This window comes from Ruania zhangjianzhongii, from assembly GCF_008000995.1.
Lineage (GTDB): Bacteria > Actinomycetota > Actinomycetes > Actinomycetales > Beutenbergiaceae > Ruania > Ruania zhangjianzhongii.
The window spans coordinates 2,642,993-2,664,521 of record NZ_CP042828.1 but is presented as its reverse complement, the minus strand read 5'-3'; the positions used below and the strand labels follow the sequence as shown (position 1 = coordinate 2,664,521).

Annotated in this window: 15 protein-coding genes; 3 read left to right on the top strand and 12 right to left on the bottom strand. The window is 67.9% G+C overall.

Annotated elements, in window-relative coordinates; all coding sequences use genetic code 11:
• Nucleotides 1–25: 25 nt before the first annotated feature.
• The 8 genes from dxs to FU260_RS12325 all read right to left on the bottom strand — a co-directional run bounded on the left by dxs (nucleotide 26) and on the right by FU260_RS12325 (nucleotide 9,836).
• Nucleotides 26–1,960, bottom strand: coding sequence for a 1-deoxy-D-xylulose-5-phosphate synthase (gene dxs, locus FU260_RS12360; protein ID WP_147917341.1), 1,935 nt, complete (start codon nucleotides 1,958–1,960; stop codon nucleotides 26–28).
• Between the two features lie 41 nt (nucleotides 1,961–2,001).
• Nucleotides 2,002–2,709, bottom strand: coding sequence for a YqaJ viral recombinase family protein (locus FU260_RS12355; RefSeq protein WP_147917340.1), 708 nt, complete (start codon nucleotides 2,707–2,709; stop codon nucleotides 2,002–2,004).
• A 61-nt stretch (nucleotides 2,710–2,770) separates the two neighbouring features.
• Nucleotides 2,771–4,057 (bottom strand): Gfo/Idh/MocA family protein, encoded by a 1,287-nt coding sequence (locus tag FU260_RS12350; RefSeq protein WP_147917339.1) that lies wholly within the window; start codon nucleotides 4,055–4,057, stop codon nucleotides 2,771–2,773.
• Nucleotides 4,044–5,330, bottom strand: a complete 1,287-nt coding sequence (locus tag FU260_RS12345) for an ABC transporter substrate-binding protein (RefSeq protein ID WP_147917338.1) — start codon at nucleotides 5,328–5,330, stop codon at nucleotides 4,044–4,046. Before FU260_RS12345 ends, FU260_RS12350 begins: the two co-directional genes overlap by 14 nt.
• A gap of 201 nt (nucleotides 5,331–5,531) precedes the next feature.
• Nucleotides 5,532–6,821: an ABC transporter substrate-binding protein gene (locus FU260_RS12340; RefSeq protein ID WP_147917337.1), complete on the bottom strand. Its 1,290-nt coding sequence runs from the start codon at nucleotides 6,819–6,821 to the stop codon at nucleotides 5,532–5,534.
• A gap of 48 nt (nucleotides 6,822–6,869) precedes the next feature.
• Nucleotides 6,870–7,721 (bottom strand): carbohydrate ABC transporter permease, encoded by an 852-nt coding sequence (locus tag FU260_RS12335; RefSeq protein ID WP_147917336.1) that lies wholly within the window; start codon nucleotides 7,719–7,721, stop codon nucleotides 6,870–6,872.
• A complete protein-coding gene (locus FU260_RS12330; RefSeq protein ID WP_147919465.1) occupies nucleotides 7,711–8,655 on the bottom strand; it encodes a carbohydrate ABC transporter permease in 945 nt (314 codons plus the stop codon). The genes FU260_RS12335 and FU260_RS12330 overlap by 11 nt, the downstream gene beginning before the upstream one ends.
• Before the next feature lie 419 nt (nucleotides 8,656–9,074).
• On the bottom strand, nucleotides 9,075–9,836 hold the full coding sequence (locus FU260_RS12325; RefSeq protein WP_147917335.1) for a glycerophosphodiester phosphodiesterase: 762 nt from the start codon (nucleotides 9,834–9,836) through the stop codon (nucleotides 9,075–9,077).
• Nucleotides 9,837–10,134: 298 nt separating this feature from the next.
• Between FU260_RS12325 and FU260_RS12320 the strand changes: the two genes are divergently transcribed.
• Nucleotides 10,135–10,749, top strand: a complete 615-nt coding sequence (locus FU260_RS12320; protein WP_147917334.1) for a TetR/AcrR family transcriptional regulator — start codon at nucleotides 10,135–10,137, stop codon at nucleotides 10,747–10,749.
• A gap of 118 nt (nucleotides 10,750–10,867) precedes the next feature.
• On the opposite strand, the gene FU260_RS12315 is transcribed toward FU260_RS12320, so the two are convergent.
• Nucleotides 10,868–11,461 (bottom strand): GNAT family N-acetyltransferase, encoded by a 594-nt coding sequence (locus FU260_RS12315; RefSeq protein WP_147917333.1) that lies wholly within the window; start codon nucleotides 11,459–11,461, stop codon nucleotides 10,868–10,870.
• 313 nt (nucleotides 11,462–11,774) lie between these two features.
• On the opposite strand from FU260_RS12315, the gene FU260_RS12310 reads away from it, so the two are divergent.
• Nucleotides 11,775–13,229: a GuaB1 family IMP dehydrogenase-related protein gene (locus FU260_RS12310; RefSeq protein ID WP_147917332.1), complete on the top strand. Its 1,455-nt coding sequence runs from the start codon at nucleotides 11,775–11,777 to the stop codon at nucleotides 13,227–13,229.
• 8 nt (nucleotides 13,230–13,237) lie between these two features.
• Nucleotides 13,238–15,247 carry a S9 family peptidase gene (locus FU260_RS12305; RefSeq protein WP_147917331.1) on the top strand — a complete coding sequence of 670 codons (2,010 nt, stop codon included), beginning with the start codon at nucleotides 13,238–13,240 and terminating at the stop codon, nucleotides 15,245–15,247.
• Nucleotides 15,248–15,280: 33 nt separating this feature from the next.
• Here FU260_RS12305 and FU260_RS12300 read toward each other — a convergent pair whose 3' ends face one another.
• The 3 genes from FU260_RS12300 to FU260_RS12290 form a co-directional block, all read right to left on the bottom strand.
• Nucleotides 15,281–16,912 (bottom strand): FAD-dependent oxidoreductase, encoded by a 1,632-nt coding sequence (locus FU260_RS12300; RefSeq protein ID WP_147917330.1) that lies wholly within the window; start codon nucleotides 16,910–16,912, stop codon nucleotides 15,281–15,283.
• Between the two features lie 459 nt (nucleotides 16,913–17,371).
• A complete protein-coding gene (gene acnA / locus FU260_RS12295) occupies nucleotides 17,372–20,197 on the bottom strand; it encodes an aconitate hydratase (protein WP_280527353.1) in 2,826 nt (941 codons plus the stop codon).
• A gap of 93 nt (nucleotides 20,198–20,290) precedes the next feature.
• Nucleotides 20,291–21,526: a class I SAM-dependent RNA methyltransferase gene (locus FU260_RS12290; RefSeq protein WP_147917329.1), complete on the bottom strand. Its 1,236-nt coding sequence runs from the start codon at nucleotides 21,524–21,526 to the stop codon at nucleotides 20,291–20,293.
• Between the last annotated feature and the right edge of the window lie 3 nt (nucleotides 21,527–21,529).

Here is a 21,529-nt window from a genome sequence, read left to right as displayed (position 1 = left end):
GTCGGTGACCTGCCTGGCGACCATGCTAGCCCGCGGAACCTGGTGCGCGCGGCGCGAGGCGGTCATCGGCTCTACTACTCGTGTGTGCCATCACCGCGGCCGCAGCGTCACGGGCGATGTCCTGGGCGCGCAGACCGAACTCTTCGATCAGCTCCGCCCGGGATGCGTGGGCCAGGAACCGGTGCGGCACACCGCGGGTGAGCACCGGCGTGCTGACCCCCCGCTCGGCGAGCTGCTCCCGCAACCCGGCACCGACCCCACCGGAGACCAGACCGTCCTCGATGGTGACCACCAGAGAGTGGCGAGCAGCGCCGTCGAGCACTGCCTCCGGCATCGGGATCGGCCAACGGGGGTCAACCACGGTGACCGAGAATCCCTGTTCGGCCAGCGCCTCCCCCGTTTCCACCGCGGCCTTGACGAAGGCGCCGATGCCCACGATCAGGACCCGGTGCTCCCCCAGGCCAGTGTGCCGGGCGAGCACGTCCACCCCACCGGTGCGAGCGATCGCCCGGATGGGCTCCCCGAGCGCCCCCTTGGGGTAGCGGAGCACCGTGGGTGCGTCGTCGACGGCGATCGCCTCCCGGAGTGCCTCGCGGAGCGTGGCTTCGTCCCGCGGGGCGGCCAACTGCAGACCGGGCACCAGACGCAGCATCGCCAGGTCCCACATCCCGTTGTGACTGGGCCCGTCGTCACCGGTGAGGCCTGCGCGGTCGAGCACGAGCGTCACGCCGGCCCGGTGCAGCGCGACGTCCATCAACAGCTGGTCGAAGGCGCGGTTCAGGAACGTGGCGTACAGCGCCACCACGGGGTGCAGGCCGGCGAACGCCATCCCGGCGGCGGAGGTGAGCGCGTGCTGCTCGGCGATCCCCACGTCGACCACCCGGTCCGGGAACTGCTCGGCCATCGGCGCCAGGCCCACCGGGACCGGCATCGCCGCGGTGATCCCGACCACGTCCGAGCGGGCCCGGGCGATCTTGACGATCTCGTCGGCGAATACCGCCCCCCACTCGAACCGGGAGGCAACGACCGGTAGCCCCGTCTCCGGATGGATCGCCTTGACCGTGTGGAACCGGTCCACGCCGTCGCTCTCGGCCGGCGTGTACCCGTGGCCCTTCTGGGTGATGGCGTGCACGATCACGGGGCCACCGAACCGTTTCGCGGCCCGCAGCGCGGCGTCCATGGCGTCCAGATCGTGCCCGTCCACCGGGCCGATCGACTTGATCCCGATCTCGTCGAACATGTGGCGCTGGGGAGTCAGGACGTCCTTGAGCCCCTTCTTCATCCCGTGCAGTGCGTCATAGGCCAGCCGGCCAGGAGGCCCCCCGCGGTGCAGCGTGCGCTTGCCCCAGCCGAGCATGCGCTCGTAGTTGCGGTCGGTACGCACGGCGTCCAGGTAGCGGGCCAGGCCGCCCACGGTCGGTGAGTAGGACCAGCCATTGTCGTTGACGACGATCACCACGCGCTGGTTCGGAGAGGAGGCGAGGTTGTTCAACGCCTCCCACGCCAGTCCCCCGGTGAGCGCACCGTCACCGATCACCGCCACCACGTGCCGGTCGGTGTCGCCGGCCAGCAACCGGGCCCGGGAGATGCCGTCCGCCCAGGAGACGGCGGTAGAGGCGTGCGAGTTCTCCACGATGTCGTGGTCGGACTCGGTCCGGCTCGGGTAGCCGGAGAGCCCGCCGCGGCGGCGCAGCGTGGCGAAGTCCTGCCTGCCGGTGAGCAGCTTGTGCACATAGGCCTGGTGGCCGGTGTCGAACACGATCGAGTCCCGCGGTGAGCGGAACACCCGGTGGATCGCCAGCGTCAGCTCCACCACGCCGAGGTTCGGGCCGAGGTGGCCGCCCGTGCGGGCGACCGCTTCGATCAGGAAGGTGCGGATCTCCTCAGCCAGCGCTTCCAGCCGGCGGGGGGACAACCTGCGCAGGTCCTCAGGGCTGTGTAGCCGTTCCAGCTCGCTCACCCGGCGCCCTCCGATCGCTGTGCCACGCGCGGCTTCCCATGCTACGTCGCCGCGCGGGAGGACGCTGGCGCATGGCCGGCGCCGGCCCAGTCCGGTGGTGCGGCGGCAGTCTCCGGTGCCCGCTCGTCCCACCAGCGGGCCACCTGCTCCTCCTGCTCGGCGCGCTCGACCCAGGCAGCCCGGGCCGCGTCCAGCTCGGCGAGGAAGGTGTCCGCATGCTCGGCGAGCAGTGCGATCCGTGCCTCGTCCCGGCCCACCCAGCGAAAGTCGCGGCGCATCGTGTGCCGGTGCTCCACCACGAACAGCACCTGCTCGCAGCCGGTCACGTGCAGCTGCCACTGCAGCTGGTCGGTGTAGGTGCGGGCAGTGCTGTCCAGATCTGCCACCGAGGTCTTGATCTCGGCGATGGAATGCTCGCCGAGACCGTCCGGGGTGGCCAGGTGCCGGTGGTTCGCACCGTGGCAGAGCGCCCCGCTCGGGGCGATGCCAAACCGCTGGTGCACCCAGTGGGCGATCACCGGCTCGCGTTCGATCCCGTGGGCGAACTGCGGCAGGCGAGGCAGGGTGCGCCCGGAAAGCTTCTCCGCGAGCAGGCGGGTGCGCTGTTTGCTTACCTTGCCCCGGGAGGTGACCAGACGCCGGGCGTCCGTGGCGGTCACGCCCCAGAGCCGCGCGCGCAGCCAGGCCACTCGGTCCGCCGAGGAGACCACCCCACCACCGGGGTTGCGGGCGAAGCGGTACTCGGGCACCCGCCTACCGTAGCCTCGATGAACCGAGAACCGGTGGTGCCTCGCGGGTCGGGTGTCGTGGCTACCGGGCTGGGAGAACTACCTGCTTCGTCTGTCCATCGAGCCGGGACTCCTCGGCAGCAAACACACTGAGGTGGCTGCGTAACGTCTCGGTCGGTCCGGAGCGGATGTGCGAGCGATCCCCGGTGGCGAGCGCCTGGACGAAGGCGGAGATCAGGCCGTCGTCGCCGCCGGCGTGACCCCCACCAGCGTCGAACGATCCCTGGCTGGTCACCTCGATCCGTTCGCGTTCTCCGGTGGCGAAGTCGAAGACCTCGATGCTGTCGCCGTCACCATCGATGCTCCCCCGGGTGCCGAAGAACTGCGTCCGCCGGTTCGCGTGCTCCGAGAACGCCGTCATGGTGAAGGTACCGGCCGTCCCGTCGTCGAAGCGGAGCGCGACGACCTGGTGGTCGACCACGTCGTTGTCGCAGCGGTAGACGCAGCGGCCATACGGGCCGGAGGCAAGCGCCTCGATCAGCTCGGCCTCCGATTCGCCGTCGGTGACGACAGTGGCCGGCCACTGGACACGCCCTGAACGCTGTGTCGGTTCGAGATAGATCTTCTTCGCAGAGTAGGGACAGTCCGGTTCGACCGCACAGTCCAGACAACGCTCCGCCGACCCGTCGGGAGCCGCCGACTCGCGGAAGTGGGAACGGTTGCCGAAGCTGGCGACCGAGTCGATCGTCTTCCCGGTGACGTACATGAGCCAGTCGATGTCGTGCGAGCTCTTCGCGAGCAGCATCGGCGACGATTGCGCCGTGTTGCGCCAGTTCCCCCGGACGTAGGAATGCGCGGCGTGCCACCACCCGACCGGCTCCAGGTGTTGGACATTGATCACCTCGCCGATCTGCCCCGATCCGATGACGCGACGCACCAGGTCGGTGTACGGGGTGTACCGCATCACGTGCCCGACGGCGAACGGGATGTCCGCTCGCTGCACGGCGGTGACGATCGTCTCGCACTCCTCGGCCGTGACTCCGAGCGGTTTCTCCGCCAGCAATGCGAGCCCGGATTCGGCGACTGCGAGGCACGGCTGGACGTGGTCCCGATCTTGGGTCGCGACGATCACTGCGTCGAGTTCGAGTGCATCGGCTGCCGCGATCAGCGGGCGCCAGTCCTCGTACTCGTGCACCTCGGCGAAACCGCGCCGGATCTCGTTCCTCGCCGAGGACCGCGGATCGGCGACCGCGACCAGAACAGCTCGATCCTGGTTCGAGCGAACCCAGTCCAGGTACGCCTGGCCGCGGTTTCCTGCTCCGATCACGGCCAGGCGCACCGGGGTGCGCCGCTGATCAGGCGAGCTCATTATCGATCGCCTCGATGATTCGGTCTGCTGCCTCGTCCGGAGTGGTGCGGTCGTACAGCATCTCGAGCACCTCGCGGTCGAAGATGCCCTGCACGTTGCCGGAGCCCGGTGGGGAGGGAGGCGGCGAGTCCACGGCGAGATCGGGCCTGAGCTCGGTCACGAACTCGAGCACCTGCTGGTCGACTTCGTCCAAGTCGCCGCTGATCTCCTCGACCAGCTCGGTGTTCGGCGGCACGCCCCGGAGCATGCCGATCTCTGCCAGCGCGTCCGCGTCGTTGATCATGAAGTCGATGAACTGTGCCGCCGCTTCCTGCTCCTCCTCGTCGGCGTACGCCGAGACCGAGTAGAACGATGAGCCGCGCAGATACATGCCCGAGTCGGTCGGCTCCCCGGTCTGAGATGGGACGCGCATGAGCCGCACGTCCTCACCCGCAGCTGCGGCAAACGGCCCCAGCTCGGAGGAGTAGAACCAAGTCATCGACTGGCTACCAGTGCCGAACAGCGTGGCCTCGAGAGGCAGTCCCATCTCTTCGGAGACCTGATCGGCCGTGGGCCCACCATTCTGCCGCTGGGTCAAGATGTTCTCGAGGTAGGAGACCAGTACCTCGCGGGAGAACCCGACGCCGGTACCTTCCTCGTTGTACATCGTCTCGCCGTGCTGGTGCAGCCACGGGCGAAGGTTCTCGACTCCCGCCCGGTAGTTGACTCCGGTCACCTCCCCCGATGACGTCGCCGCCGACGCCTCGTAGTAGTCCTCCCAGGTCCAAGTGCGGTCGTCGGGCACCTCGACCCCGGCCTCGGCGAAGAGGTCCGCGTTCACGGCAACAGTGAAGGTGTTGACTCCCGCCGGAACCGCGTACAACGCGCCGTCGGATTCACCGAGCGAGACCACGGCCTCGTCCAGGCTGTCCAGGTCGATCCCGTCGAGACCACGGATGTCGGCGAGAGCATCGCGCTCGCCGTACTCGCGAATGTATCGCTCGGACATGTGGATGACATCGGGGGCGTCCCCACCGGCGCTCATCGTCGCCAGCTTGTCCCAGTAGCCGTCCCAGGGCGTGGCCTCCCCTTCCACAGTGATCCCCGGATTCGCGGCTTCGAACGCCTCGATGGCCGCAAAGGTGGCCTCGTCGGACTCGGCGCTCCCCCACCAGCCGTACTCGATGACGACAGTGCCGTCATCCTCCTCGGACGAACAGGCGGCGAGGGCCAGACTGATCACCGCTGTCCCAGCGACTGCGGCCACCACCCGTGGCCTTGCAGGCTTCCTCATGATGGATCCTTTCGATGGGACTGTGCTCGAGGGCCACTCGCCGTCAGGTCATTTCCCGGCAGGTCGGAGAGCCCCGATTCGGTTACTGCGAGCCACGGCGCGACGTGGTCCTGGTCCAAGGTCGAACGAATCCTGTTCGGGTACGCCTGGCCGCGATCTTCTGCTCGGATCACGGCCAGGCGCACCGGGGGGCGCCGCTGCTCAGGCGAGCTCACTGTCGATCGCCTCGATGATTCGGTCTGCTGCCTCGTCCGGAGTGGTGCGGTCGTACAGCATCTCGAGCACCTCGCGGTCGAAGATGCCCTGCACGTTGCCAGTGCCCGGTGCGGACGGAGCCACCGGGTCGACAGTGAGGTCGGGCCTGAGCTCGGTCACGAAGTCGAGTACCTGCTGGTCGGACTCGCCCAGGTCGCCACTGATGTCCTCGACCAGCTGGGTGTTCGGCGGTACGCCCCGGAGCATGCCGATCTCTGCCAGCGCGTCCGCGTCGTTGATCATGAAGTCGATGAACTGTGCTGCTGCCTCTTGTTCCTCCTCGTCGGCGTACGCCGAGACCGAGTAGAACGATGAGCCCCGGAGATACATGCCCGAGTCGGTCGGCTCCCCGGTCTGGGATGGGACGCGCATGAGCCGCACGTGATCGCCTACGGCGTCGGCGAACGGCGAGAGCTCGGAGGTGTAGAACCAGGTCATCGACTGGCGGCCGGTGCCGAACAGCGTGGCGTCGATCGGCAGTCCCATCTCTTCGGAGACCTGATCGGCTGTGGGCCCGCCGTTCTCTCGCTGGGTCAAGATGTTCTCGAGGTAGGAGACCAAGACCTCGCGGGAGAATCCGACGCCGGTGCCTTCCTCGTTGTACATCGTCTCGCCGTGCTGGTGCAGCCATGGGCGAAGGTTCTCGATCCCGGCCCGGTAGTTGACTCCGGTCACGTCCTCGGAGGCGGTCGCCGCCGACGCCTCGTAGTAGTCCTCCCAGGTCCAAGTGCGGTCGTCGGGCACCTCGACCCCGGCCTCGGCGAAGAGGTCTTCGTTCACGGCAACGGTGAAGGTGTTGACTCCTGCCGGGAGCGCGTACAGCGCGCCATCGACGTCACCGAGGGAGACCATCTCCTCGTCCAGCGCGTCCAGGTCGACCCCGTCCAGGGTGCGGATGTCGGCAAGAGCGCCGCGCTCGCCGTACTCGCGAATGTACCGCTCTTGCATATGGATCACATCGGGAGCGTCCCCACCGGCGGTCATCGTCGCCAGCTTGTCCCAGTAGCCGTCCCAGGGCGAGGCCTCCCCTTCGACGGTGATCTCCGGATTCTCGGCTTCGAAGGCCTCGATAGCGGCGAAGGTGGCGTCGTTGCTCTCCGCGCTCCCCCACCAGCCGTACTCGATGACGACCGTGCCGTCGTCGGCCTCCTCAGACGAGCATGCGGCGAGAGCCAAGCTGAACACGGCGGTCCCGGCGACTGCGGCGACCGCCCGCGGCTTTGTCGGCCTTCTCATGGTGAATCCTTTCGATTGGACTGTGCTTGACGGTCACTCGCCGTCGGGTTATTTACCGCCGGTGGTCGCGATACCTCGAACCAGGTACCGCTGGCCAACCAGGAAGATCACGAAGACCGGCAGCAGGGACACTGTGGACATCGCGAAGAGCGACCCCCACGACGAACCGCCACCGCCACCACTGGAATCGATGAACGTGCGCAGCGCCAACTGCACGGTGTAGGCGTCGGAGTCGGTGAGGAAGATCAGCGGACCGAGGAAGTCGTTCCACGTCCAGATGAAGGTGAAGATGGCTGTGGTGGCGAGGGCCGGCACGGTCAGCGGCAGGATGATCCGCACGAAGATGCGCACGGGACCTGCGCCGTCGATCGTGGCTGCCTCGTCCAGCTCCCGGGGGATGCCACGGATGAACTGCACCATGAGGAACACGAAGAAGGCGTCGGTCGCCAGCAGCTTCGGCACGATGAGCGGGAGCGGGGTATTGATCCAGCCGAGTTCGGAGAAGAGGACGTACTGCGGCACGAGCAGCACGTGCACCGGCAGCATGATCGTCATCAACATGATCGCGAAGAAGGCCTTGTTCGCGCGGAAATTGAGCCGTGCGAAGGCGTAGGCCGCCATGCTGCAGGAGACCAAGTTGCCGATGATGGCGCCGGCGGTGATGATCACGGAGTTGATCAGGTAGTGCGTGAACGGATGACGCAGCGCGTTCCATCCTTCGACGTAATTGTCGAAGGAGAGGTCGGAGAAGGAGATCCCGCCGCTGTTGAAGATCGCTTCATCTGGCCGTAGTGAGGAAAGCAGCATCCACAGCACGGGATAGAGCATGAGCACCGCCACCACGATAAGGACTGCGTGGCGCCCGAGGCGGCGGATGATTCCAGATCGATCAGTCGTCATAGAAAACCCAGTACTTGGAGACCACGAAATTGATGAGCGTAAACAGGCCGATGATGGCGACGAGCACCCAGGCCATGGCCGAGGCGTAGCCCATCTCGAAATTGCCGAACCCGCGCATGTAGAGATAGAGCGTGTAGAAGAGGGTGGAATCGGCCGGTGAGCCATTACCGCCCGAGATGATGAAGGCCTGCGTGAATGCCTGGAACGCGCCGATCAACTGAAGGATCAGGTTGAAGAAGATGATGGGCGAGAGCAGCGGCAGCGTGATCTTGACGAAGCGCCGTGCCCGGCCTGCGCCGTCCACTGCCGCTGCCTCGTAGTACATCGTGGGGATCTGCCGCAATCCGGCAAGGAAGATGATCATCGGTGCACCGAAGGTCCACACATTCAGCACGATGAGCGTGCCGAGGGCGGTCTCCGGATTCGCGATCCAGCTCATCCCTTCGATGCCGACGAGCCCGAGCACCCAGTTCACCAGCCCCTCGGCGCCGAAGATCTGGCGCCACAGGATCGCGATCGCGACCGAGCCGCCGAGCAGCGACGGAAGGTAGAACGCGGAGCGGTAGAGCGCCAGACCCCGCAGGCCACGGTCCAGCACGATCGCCACCAGTAGGGCCGCGGCAAGTTGGACAGGCACGGAGATCACGACGTACTTGAAGGTCACCAGTAGTGCCTGGTGGAACCTTGGATCGTTGAGCAACCGGACGTAGTTCTCTCCGCCGACCCATTGTGGGTCCTGGAGGAAGTTGTAGTCGGTGAACGACAGATACAGGGATGCCACCATCGGGCCGACAGTGATGAGTGCGAGGCCGAGCAGCCACGGAGTAAGGAAACCGAAGGCGGTGCGTTCCTCCCGCCGCTCGCGTCCCGTCAGACTCTGACGCTTCTTGCCCCGCGTGCGGCGCATCTGCGCCAGTTCATTCAGCGCGGACATGCTCCATTTTCCTGCATCGTCGGCCTCTTCTTCCTGGGCTGTCGTCGTGACTGGTGAGCCGGTGCCGTTGCAGGCTAACACAAACTCGAGTAGCCACTCGAAATTCAAGTTCCGCTGTACGAGAAGGCCGCGCACGCACAGCTGCGCCACCATCTGACACGGCTACGGTGTCCCGAATCCGTCGCCGCCGTGGCCGCCGGGTGACGTGACGGTGACGATCTGCGAACGGGAGCGAGCGGGTATGGCGGCGAGAGGCAGGTGCCCGGCGCCGACCGAGGGAACGGCACACTCTGCCGCGATCCCTCCCTCAGGGCCTCAGGTGCGTGCCGCCTCTCGAGGCATGCTCATCCGCGCCGATAGACCGCGGGGCCACATGCCCCCCATTCGCAAACTGCCGCGGAAGAATGGGAGTGGTTGAGCTATCGGTCGACACTGTCTCGGGCGGTCAGGAGATCGGCAGGGGCGTCCGTGCAGATCGCGTCCACCCCCATCGCCATCAGCTCCAGGGCACGTGCGGGCTCGTTCACCGTCCAGACCCACACCTGCAGTCCGGCGTCGTGAACTCCGGCAACGATATCGGCGGTGAGGTTCTGCTGAAAGATGGAGATGCCGGGGGCGCTCAGCCGCCGAGCGAAGGCCACGGCGTCTGTCCAGTCCCTGCTCAGCCTCTCCAGCTGCTCGGCGCTGGCCTGCCCGCGGTGCCGCTCGATCCGCTCGGTGACGTTTGCCTCCGCCCCGATGGTCAAGGGGTACACGGGCGCTCCCGCGCGCTCATACAGCTGCTCGAGGGCAGACCAGTCTCCTGAGGAGGCGAACCAGTCCAGACCCTCCACAGCCGCCACTGCCGCGATCACTCCATCGACGGCTTCGGGATCCTTGATCTCGATGTTGACCCGCACCTTCCCGGCCACCAGAGCAAGCACCTCGTCGAGAGTGGGGACATACTCGCTCTGGCCGGCATCGACCTGGCGCAGTTCGGCCGCGGTCCGCTCCCGCACCGGGCCAGTGGCATTGGTGGTGCGCTCCAGGGTCTCGTCATGGATCACCACGATCCGCCCGTCCCGGGCCCGATAGCAATCCAGCTCGACACCGTCGACGCCGTACTCGATCGCTTTCGCAAAGGCTCCAAGCGTGTTCTCCGGCAACTCGATCGATGCGCCACGATGAGCGTAGATATCCATTGTTCTCCTGGAAGTGTGGGAGCTGCCAGCGGCCACAGTAGTCACCACCTCTGCACGGTCATCGTGAGCGCAATGAACGGGACGCGTCGGCGGTCATGGGTGACGATCGATGCGGCGACTGGGTGAGTCGGGCCCGATCGCGGGAACCACGAGCGCCCCCGCGGTGGAGCTCCGAGGCGAGTGGTCCACGCCTGGCTCCCCCAGTGTTCGTCGCGAGAGGTGTGCGCAAGCATCAGGATTGACGGTAGCATCAATGTTGAGTACCCACTCAACATTCATTCGACGTTAGTGTGGAGCCATGGCACAGGAGGCTAAGCCGCGTCGCCGCGGTCCCTACGCGAAGTCTGCGTATCGTCGCCGGAGCATTGTCGCGGCGGCGTTCGCGGTGTTCGCGGCGAACGGCTATCGCGGTGGATCGTTGCAGGATGTCGCCGACCGTGTCGGACTGAGCCAGACGGCGCTGCTGCACTACTTCCCCTCCAAGCGCGACCTGCTCGTCGCGGTCCTGGCCAGGCGGGACGAAGTCTCCGACTCCAGCCAGTTGGGTGAAGGGATGGCCTTCCAGGACCAGATCGTGGAGCAGGCACACCTCAATGAGAGCGTGCCGGGACTGATTGAGCTCTATGCGGTGCTGTGCGGTGAGTCGGTCACCGACGACTACCCTGGCCGGTCCTACTTCGTGCAGCGCTTCGATCGACTGCGCACTGAATACACGGATGAGCTCCGCGAGCTGCAGATTCTGGGGAAGTTGCGGGACGGGGTAGACCCGGAGCGCGCGGCGGCATCGTTGATCGCGCTCTGGGACGGGCTGCAGACCCAATGGCTGCTGAATCCTGCTATTGACGTCGCCGCTGGACTGCGTGAGTACCTCGAACTGATCATCCCTGCGGACCAGGCCGGCACCGCCGCATAGGGGCTGCACCCGTGCGAGGCGTCGGGTGACCTGCCCCAGTACGGATGTCCCCCGGCCGCTGCGTGCGGCGTCGTCGCCCGACCGGGGGCACGCGTGCGGCATGGGCTCCCCACCGGGGTCACGCGCACGGCATCGTCGCCTGACTGCCCGTCGCCTCTGCCGAAATCTTGCCGTGGGTGTGCATGTCGTGCCACCCGTCGGTGTGCAGCGCCCCCTCACGGCGAGTCCCCTCTGCGGTGAACCCCGCCTTGAGGGCAACTCGGCACGAAGCGGAGTTCAACGTGGAGTGTTCAAGCTCCACTCGATGCATGCCGATCGAGAAGGCCCACTCCGTGGCCGCGTGCAGCGCACGAGAGGCGACCCCACGTCCGCTGAACGTACTCCGGGTCCAGTACGCCGCTTCAGCGAACCCGTCGGGCAGGTGAAATCTGAGGGTCATGCGACCGGCCAGCAGGCTGTCGGTCTCGACAGCCCAACTTGCTGCCGTTCCCGCCGACCACGTCTGGCCTGCGTCCGCTATCCAGTCACCGGCCTCCGCTACCGACATCGACCGAGCGTGCCACCGCTGGATCTCGGGCTCTGCGTACGCCGCCACCAGTCCGGGGATGTCGCCAGTGATCCACGGCCGTAGGGTGAGCGTTCCGTCGGTCAGAACAGGCTGGGCGGGAGACAAAGAACCTGCCGCGATGGCTGGCCTGAGGAGAGAGGGCACGAACAGAGCGTTGCAGCGGCTGGGCTCGAGGGCAAAGTGAGAACTGCTCACCTAGGCGAGAATGCCAGGGCGCCCGGCCACGACGCCGGACCCTGCGCAGCCGCGGCCACCTTCCGCCGTCGAGAGCCTGAACCGAATCCGTGCGACTCGGCCGGGCCCACGCCGAGCTCATCGGCGGGATTCTCGCCACCCACGCGGCGGATGCCGCCGCCTGGCGGCCGTCTCGTTCACCGGGTACTTCCGGCCGCTCGCCTGAGCTTCTGCTCCCGGGTTCTGGGTGCCGGGTGACCCGCGCACCGCTTAGGCTACGAGCATGCGCATGTTGCCCGGCCATTCCAGCGGACACGACCTCACCTACGGGGACGTGTTCCTCGTCCCCTCCTACTCCCAGGTCTCCTCTCGGTTCGACGTTGACCTGACCACCGGAGATGGCACCGGCACCACCATTCCGGTGGTGGTGGCGAACATGACCGCGATCAGCGGCCGGCGGATGGCCGAGACGGTCGCCCGGCGCGGCGGGATGGCGGTGCTCCCTCAGGATGTGGCCCTGGACCAGGTGCAGCGCACGATCGGCGAGATCAAGGCGGCGCACCCGGTGCTGGAGACCCCGGTGACCGTGGACCGCCACGACACGGTGCACACGGTGCTCACCCTGATCGACAAGCGCTCCCACGGCGCAGCCGTGGTGGTCGACGACGGCCGCCCGGTGGGTGTGGTCACGCGTTCGGACTGCCAGGGCGTGGACCAGTTCACCCAGGCCGCACAGGTGATGACGCCAGATCCCACCATGCTCACCCTGGATGTGCTCACCGGTCCGGACGCGCTGGAGACGGCGTACGAGGCGCAGGAGTCCGCGCGGCGCCGGTTTGCCCCGGTGACCGATGCCGAGGGCCGGTTGGCCGGCGTGCTCACGAAGATCGGTGCACTGCGATCCTCGATCTACGCTCCCGCCCTGGACGCCTCCGGGCGACTGCGGGTGGCCGGAGCGATCGGGGTGAACGGTGACGTGGCCGCCCGCGCCCGGGGTCTGCTCGAGGCCGGGGTGGACACGCTGGTGGTGGACACCGCGCACGGGCACCAGTCGAAGATGCTGGACGCGCTGCGCGCAGTGCGGTCACTCGATCCGCAGGTGCCGCTGGTGGCCGGGAACGTGGTCACCGCCGAGGGGGTGAGCGACCTGGTCGAGGCCGGTGCGGACATCGTGAAGGTCGGGGTGGGACCGGGCGCGATGTGCACCACCCGGATGATGACCGCCGTCGGGCGGCCGCAGTTCTCCGCGGTGCTGGAGTGCGCCCAGCGCGCCCGCGAGCTGGGCGCCCACGTGTGGGCCGACGGCGGAGTCCGGCACCCCCGGGACGTCGCCTTGGCGTTGGCTGCTGGGGCATCCCAGGTGATGGTCGGGTCCTGGTTCGCCGGGACGCACGAATCCACCGGGGACCTGCACCACGATGCCGACGGCCGTGCCTACAAGGAGAGCTTCGGGATGGCCTCGGCTCGCGCGGTGGCTGCACGCACGGCCGCCGATTCCACGGCATTCGCCCGGGCTCGCAAGTCGCTGTTCGAAGAGGGCATCTCCTCCTCCCGGATGTACCTGGATCCGGAGCGCCCGGGGGTGGAGGACCTGCTCGACCACATCACGGCCGGACTGCGCAGCGCCTGCACCTACGCCGGGGCCACCTCGATGGCGGAGTTCGCCGAACGGGCGGTGGTGGGCCTGCAGTCCGCCGCCGGATACGACGAGGGCCGACCGCTCCCGGCCGGCTGGTGAGAGCGCGGATGACAGCGGATTCCCCGATGACCGGGCTCCCGCCCGCCCGCAGCGGCGTCGAGCAGCACCCGCAGCTGCCGTACGGGTCGTGGCCCGCGCCGATCAGCGCCGCCGATCTGGCCGCTGGCGCCCGCGGCCTGAGCGAGGTGCGCGCCGCTGGGCCGGAGACCTACTGGGTGGAGTCCGATCCTGGGGCCGGGCGTTCGTTCCTGGTCCGCCGCGACTCCAGCGGGGCGCTGACCCGGGTGTGCTGGCCGGGGCGCAGCGGCCAGGACGAACCCGTGGCGGTCCGCACCCGGGTGAACGAGTATGGCGGCGGTAGCTACGCGCTCACCGCCACCGGAGTGGTGCTCAGTGCGCATGCCGACGACCGGCTCTACCGGATAGACGCCGACGGTGACGGCTGGGCCGAGCCGATCGCCTTGGTGCCGGCGGACGGGCGCCGGTACGCCGACCTGGAGGTGGACCACCTCCGCGAGGTGCTCTACGCCGTCGCCGAAGACCACGGTGGTCCGGGTGAGTTCCGGACCGACCCGGCCACCACGCTGGTGTCTATCCCGCTGGACGGGTCCGCTGCCCACGATCCGGGCCTGCTCGCCACCCTGGTGCGTGGCGAGGACTTCGTGGCCGCACCCCGGCTGAGCCCCGACGGCGCTGTGCTCGCCTGGATCGCTTGGTCTCATCCGGACATGCCGTGGGACGCGAGCCGGCTGCAGATCGCCTCGGTCACCGACGGCGGAGCCCGGCTGGTCCATCGCCGCACCCTGGCCGGAGGTGCTGGGATCTCGGTGGCCGAACCGGTGTGGACCACCGATGGCGATCTGGTGCACGTCGATGACCGCACCGGCTGGTGGAACCTGTACCGCAGCGAGCAGCGCGACGGGGAGCTGCGCACCCGTCACCTGCACCCGGCCGAGGCCGAGTTCACCCTGCCGCAGTGGCAGCTGGGCACCCACACCCTCTGCGTGCTGGATTCCGGCCACCTGATGGCCGCCTATACCGCGGCCGGACGCCGCCACCTGGCCGCAGTGCGCACCGCGAACGGCGCGTTGGAGGCGTGGGACGGTCCCTGGCAGCCGATCGGATCGGTAGCCGCCGCCGATGGCCGGGTGGTGTTCGTCGGCCGCTCCGACACCGACGCCGCGGCCGTGGTGGAACTGGATCTGGCTCAGGGCCAGGTGAACGTGCTGCGCTCCAGCAGTGAGCTGAGCGTGCCGCCGGAGTGGGTCTCAGTAGCCGAAGGGGTCAGCTGGAGCTCGGGTACCGGGATCGCCCATGGCTTCTTCTACCCGCCGGCCGGCGCCGTGGCCGGGCCGGACGGCGAGCTGCCGCCGCTGCTGGTGCTCTCCCACGGTGGACCCACCGGGGCGTCCCTTCCCGGGTTCGATGCCGGCACCCAGTACTGGACCAGCCGCGGCTTCGCGGTCCTGGACGTGAACTACACCGGCAGCACCGGGTATGGCCGCAGCTACCGGGACCGGCTGCGCGGACGATGGGGCATCGTGGACGTGGCCGACTGCGCGGCAGGTGCCCAGGCACTGGCCGACCGCGGGCTCGTGGACTCCGCCCGGATGGCGATCCGGGGTGGCAGTGCCGGAGGTTTTACCACCCTGTCCGCGCTGACCTTCACCGACACCTTCGCCGCCGGTGCCAGCTACTTCGGTATCGGCGACTTGGAGGCCCTGGCGGCACAGACGCACAAGTTCGAGTCCCGCTACCTGGACCGACTGGTGGGCCCGTATCCGGAGGCCGCCGCGATCTACCGGGACCGCTCCCCCATCCACCACGTGGCCTCGCTGACGGCGCCGATGATCATCTTTCAAGGCGCTCAGGACCGGGTGGTGCCACCCAACCAGGCGGAGGAGATGGCCGCTGCGGTGCGCGCCGCCGGGCACGAGGTGGAGGTGCACCTGTTCGAGGGTGAAGGGCATGGCTTCCGCAAAGCGGTCTCCAACGAGCGGGCGCTGACCGCCGAGCTCGCCTTCTACGGCAAGGTCTTCGGCTTCACCCCCGCGTAACCCCCTCACTCGGCCTGGCCCGCCGCGGGCCGACTACCGGACCGGTCGGCGGGCCGGCGCGTCCGGCTTCCCGGTGCGGCGGATCTCGTCCGGCCAGGCGAGCGGAATCCCCAGCTCGCTGGTAAGGGTGTCCTGAAACCGGCGGAGGTCTGGTGCGCTCTCGCGTACCTGTGCGGGGGTCAGCGTGCTGCTCAGACAGTGGGCGGCAAGTGCCCCCGCCGCTTCTCCGATGGACCATTCGACTGGATGAAGCCGATAGGCACCGTTCGTGATGTGGGTGGTGCCGATGTTCTTGTTTGCAGCCAGCAGGTTCACGGTGCCGATCGGCACGAGTGCGCCGAGCGGGATCTGGAACGGGAAGCAGGAGATGTCTACGTAGTTCCGGCCCGAGGTCGACGGGTGCAGATCGATGCGGTAGTGGCCGATGCCCACGCTGTCCGGGAACAACTCGGAACCGGCGCCCTCCCCGCGCATCTCGCAACCGATGTGCGCCTCCGTCACCGTGAACAGGGCCTTGATACGCCGGGATTCACGAATGTAGGGCTCGCGTGCCAGACCGTCGTCGGTACCGAGCACATCGCCTCGAAGCCGTAGTTCGGGATAGCCGTGACCACCGTCGCTGCGCGGTGCCTCTGTCTGCATCCAGTGGATGAAAGACAGGGTCAGGTCGCGGGATTCGTCCAGCGCCTTCTTCCGGACCTCCTCGGAGACACCCAACAGTGGGAGGCCCCAGTAGTCCGTGTGCGGCCAGTTGATGAGCGTGATCTCGCCGCCCGTGTAGGAGGAGTCGAACTTGCTCCGGGCCAGGATGCGCCGGAAATGCCACAGATCGCGGTCATCACGATGTACCGCCGCTTCAGGTTCCCCGACGAACAGCGGCTGGTACCGGTCCTCGAGGGTGATCGGATGCACATCGGTCCAGGAGAGCTGCGAGCCCGGCCATCGTGGGTCGAGAGTGTCGCGCCAGCGCTCATACCCCGCCGGTCGATCCACCACATGTGACTCACCGGGCCGATACTCCACCGCGGCGCACCAGGTGATGGCCTGCTGATCGCGGGGGTCCGGGTGCTCGAGAGCGTGCAGCTCACCGGTCTGCTCACGCGACTCGGCGCCGATCACGTGGGGAATGTCGCCGAGGGCGAGCAGATCACCCAATTCGGTCGCGTCAAGGACGAAGTGGCCGGTGAGTTCGTGCAGCATTCCGGCGTCGTCCTTGACCGTCACCGAACGAACCGTGTCCGCCGAGCGCGTCACCGTCACCGGTGAGCAGTTGCGCAGCACGGCGAGTTGCCCGGATTCGATGGCAGGTGCGAGCACTTCCTCCAAGACCACGGCCGCGACTCGTGGCTCATGACACAACTGCGATACCCAGCCCCCGCCGGGGTTGAGACGCTCGTCTGCCCGAGCCTCGTCGGTGAGCGGATAGTGCCGCCGGTAGTGATCGCGAATGCGCTCACGAAGTTCGCGGTAGCCGGCCGAGATCGTCTCGGTCTCGATCCACGGATGTTCGTCTGGTGGAACGCCCTGCTCCGTCAACTGGCCTCCCAGCCAGTCCCCCGGGGTCGCGATGATCGCCGTCCGACCCAGCCGCGTAGCCGCGCGCGCCGCGGCTACCGCGCCAAGGCCTCCGCCCACGATGACGAGGTCCGCCTGGTGATGTTCCATAGTGTGTTCCATCTCTGTGGGAAGTCGATGCGGCAGCATGGGGGAAGGTGAAACGGTGCGGTGTGCTCACGACCGTGACCTTCGCCCGGAGAACGGTGGTGCTCGTCAGACAGCTGACCGAAAGGTTGCGCACCGGCTTCGCGCTCGTGGTGCTGGAAGAAGGGCCGACGGGCTTCGACAAGAGCGAGGCACGCGACCACCTCCAGTACCGTGCCGAGACCTGCGCGCAAGCTACACAGGAAACGCTAACACAAATATTGAGTTACTACTCAAATTTGATCGGTTGCTCAGCGGGAGGCACAAGACGCTCCTAGGCCGCACCACCGGGTCCGAATGCGAACTCTCGAAGTAGCGGTGCTCGAGGTGTTGGCTGCGAACGGCGATGCGGCGTCACGCGCAGACGCCGATGCCCGGGCCCCCTGTGGGTGGCCCGGGCATCGGGGGAACTCGTCGGTTCGGTCAGGCCGCCACGAGGGAGCGCAGCACGTACTGCAGGATGCCGCCGTTGCGGTAGTACTCCGCCTCACCCGGGGTGTCGATCCGCACCACCGCGTCGAACTCGATGGTCGAGCCGTCCTCCTTGGTAGCGGTCACCTTCACCGTCTCCGGGATGGAGCCGTCGTTCATGGCCGTGACGCCCGAGATGTCGTAGCTCTCCGTGCCGTCCAGGCCCAGGTCGTCGGCGCTCTTGCCTTCCGGGAACTCCAGCGGCAGCACACCCATCCCGATCAGGTTCGACCGGTGGATCCGCTCGAAGCTGGTTGCGATCACTGCGCGAACGCCAAGCAGCAGCGTGCCCTTGGCCGCCCAGTCGCGGGAGGAACCGGACCCGTACTCCGCCCCGCCGAGGACCACCAGTGGGATGTCCTTGGCCTGGTAGTCCTGGGCTGCATCGAAGATGGTGTCCTGCTCACCGGTGAGGAAGTTCTTGGTGAAGCCACCCTCCACGCCGTCCAGCAGCTGGTTCTTCAGCCGGATGTTGGCGAAGGTGCCGCGGATCATCACCTCGTGGTTGCCGCGCCGGGAGCCGTAGGAGTTGAAGTCCTTGCGCGCCACGCCGTGCTCGGCGAGGTACTTGCCCGCCGGCGAGTCCGGCTTGATCGACCCGGCCGGAGAGATGTGGTCGGTGGTCACCGAGTCACCGAGCTTCGCGAGCACCCGGGCGCCGGCGATGTCCTCGACCGGCTCCGCCTGCGCGCCCATGCCCTCGAAGTACGGGGGCTTGCGCACGTAGGTGGACTCACCGTCCCAGGCGAACGTGTCCCCCTCCGGGGTGTCCAGTGCGCGCCAGTGCTCGTCACCGGCGAACACGTCGGCATAGTCGGAGGTGAACATCTCCCGGTTCATCGAGGAGCTGATGGTGTCCTGCACCTCCTGCGGGGAGGGCCAGATGTCCTCCAGGTACACCGCAGTGCCGTCCTCGGTCTCCCCGAGCGGCTCGGAGGCGAAGTCGAAGTCCATCGTGCCGGCCAGCGCGTAGGCGATCACCAGCGGCGGGGAGGCGAGGTAGTTCATCTTCACGTCCGGGTTGATCCGGCCCTCGAAGTTCCGGTTACCGGAGAGCACCGAGACCACCGCGAGATCGTGCTCGTTGACCACCTTGGATACCTCCTCCGGCAGTGGGCCGGAGTTACCGATGCAGGTGGTGCAGCCGTAGCCCACCAGGTGGTAGCCGAGCTTCTCCAGGTACGGCCACAGGCCGGCCTTCTCGTAGTAGTTGGTCACCACCTGGGAGCCGGGCGCCATCGAGGTCTTCACCCAGGGCTTGACCTGCAGCCCCTTGTCCACCGCCTTCTTGGCCAGCAGGCCGGCGGCGAGCATCACCTCGGGGTTGGAGGTGTTCGTGCAGGAGGTGATCGAGGCGATCGCCACCCGCCCGTGGTCGAGCTGGTAGGTGCTCCCGTCCTCGCCGGTCACGTCCACCAGGTTGTGCGCACGGCGCGGTTTCACCACCGGCGAGCTGGTGGACCTGCCCAACGGCGAGGACTCCTCGTGCGCATCGTGCGAGGGCGCGTCCGAGGCCGGGAAGGAATCCGCGAGCTCCTCGTCCACCGGGCTCTTCTCGATCCCGTGACCGTTCAGCACATAGTTCTTCAGGTCGGCGTGGAACTGTTCCTTGGCCCGGGTGACCTCGATCCGGTCCTGCGGGCGCTTCGGTCCGGCGATCGAGGGCACCACAGTGGACAGGTCCAGCTCGAGGTATTCGGAGAACGCGGGTTCGCTGTAGTCCTCGTCCTCCGGAGCGAGCCACATGCCCTGCTCCTTGGCGTAGGCCTCCACCAGCTGCACCTGCTCCTCGTCCCGGCCGGTGAGGCGCAGGTACTCCAGGGTGACGTCGTCGATCGGGAAGATCGCGGCAGTGGAGCCGAACTCGGGACTCATGTTCCCGATGGTGGCGCGGTTGGCCAGCGGCACCTCGGCCACACCCTTGCCGTAGAACTCCACGAACTTGCCCACCACCCCGTGCTCGCGCAGCATCTGGGTGATCGTCAGCACCACGTCCGTGGCCGTCACACCGGAGGGGATCTCGCCCTTGAGCTTGAACCCGACCACTCGCGGGATGAGCATCGACACCGGCTGGCCGAGCATCGCCGCCTCGGCCTCGATCCCGCCGACGCCCCAGCCGAGCACGCCCAGTCCGTTGACCATCGTGGTGTGCGAGTCGGTGCCCACCAGGGTGTCCGGGTAGGCGCGCAGGACACCGTCAACCTCGCGGGTCATCACGACCCGCGCCAGGTACTCGATGTTCACCTGGTGCACGATGCCGGTGCCCGGAGGTACCACCTTGAAGTCGTCGAAGGCGGTCTGGCCCCAGCGCAGGAACTGGTAGCGCTCGTGGTTGCGCTGGTACTCGAACTCTACGTTCCGGGCGAACGCGTCGGCCCGGCCGAACACGTCGATCTGTACCGAGTGGTCGATCACCAGCTCGGCCGGGGAGAGCGGGTTGATCGAGGACGGGTCCCCACCCAGCTCGGCGACCGCCTCACGCATCGTGGCCAGGTCCACCACGCACGGCACACCGGTGAAGTCCTGCATCACCACGCGCCCCGGGGTGAACTGGATCTCGGTGCTCGGCTGCGCATTCGGGTCCCAGGCGGCCAGCGCGCGCACATGATCGGCGGTGATGTTCACGCCGTCCTCAGTGCGCAGCAGGTTCTCGGCGAGCACCTTGAGGCTGTACGGAAGTCGCTCCGCACCCTCCACGGCGCTCAGCCGGTAGATCTCGTATTCCTTCTCCCCCACCTTCAGGGTGCCCTTGGCGGAAAAGCTGTCGACGGTGCTCACGGCCACTCCTCGGCTCACGTGCGGGTGTGCTTTCCTTCATGCTGCCAGTTGTGAAACACCCGCGTCAGATAATTATCTCGATGTCGAGATATCTTATCGCACCTCCTCCTGCGATGCGACCGGCACGCCGGGTTCCAGTACCGCCACACACTCCACGTGGTGGGTGTGCGGGAACAAGTCATACCCAGTCAGTGCGGTGACGTCGTACCCGCCCTCCCGGGCGTAGGCCAGGTCCCGGGCGAGGGCTGCGGGGTCGCAGGCCACATACACGATCCGCCGCGGGCGCCGGGCGGTCAGGTGGGACATCACCGCCTGTCCGGCGCCGCTGCGCGGTGGGTCGAGGACGACGACGTCAGCCGCGGGCAGTGCCGTCAGCGCGGCTTCCGTAGGGCTTTCGTGCAGCCGGATCTGGTCTCGGGCGTGGGCATTGCGGCGTGCGCTGCGCCCCGCCCGGGGGTCGGCCTCCACGGCGTGCACGGCGCCGGTCTCGCCGACGGCATCCGCCAGCGGCAGAGTGAGCAGCCCGGCACCGGAGTACAGGTCCCACGCTGTCTCCCCGGGCGCCGCATCGGCTGCGGCCAGCACTGCCGTGACCAGTACCTGCGGGGCGCGGGTGTGCACCTGCCAGAAGCCAGCCGCATCCACCCGATAGCTCCAGCTGCCGGCGGCGGTCGCGACCTGTTCTCGGACCACCCGGCGGCGGCCTCGCCTCGGCTCGCCATCCACCAGTACCAGCGGCTCACCCACAGTCGGTGCGACTGCCTCGATCCGGGCACCGGGTTGCCACCGGGTCGCGACCAGCTCAGCGAGGTCGATCCCGGCCGCGGCGAGCGGCATCTGCGTGACGGGAAGCACCTCATGGCTGCGGTACCGGTACATCCCCGCTCGGCCTGCGCCGTCGGCGATCAGATCGATCCGGGTGCGGTACCTCAGCCCCCCGCGCTCATCCTCGCCGGGCGGGTGCTGCACGTGCAGTCCGGTGCGGATCGGATGCTCAGCCGGAAGGCCGGCGATCCGGGCCAGCGCATCGTCCACCACGGCGCGCTTGAACTCCAGCTGGCCGGGCAGGTCGATATGACCCAGCTCTCCCCCACCCACGCCACCGGGACCCGCTTCGGGCCAGACCTGCGGCACCCGGTGTTCCGAGGCCGCCACCACCTCGATCGCGTCCGCCCGCCAGTGCCCCTTCCGCCGGGTCTCGGTCAGCCTCGCGCGCACCCGTTCGCCAGGAATCGCGTGCCGCAGGAACACCACCCGCCCGTCCAGCCGGGCCAGGCAGTGCCCGCCGTGCACCGGCGGGCCGGCGGTCAGCTCCACGATGTCGTCCATTGC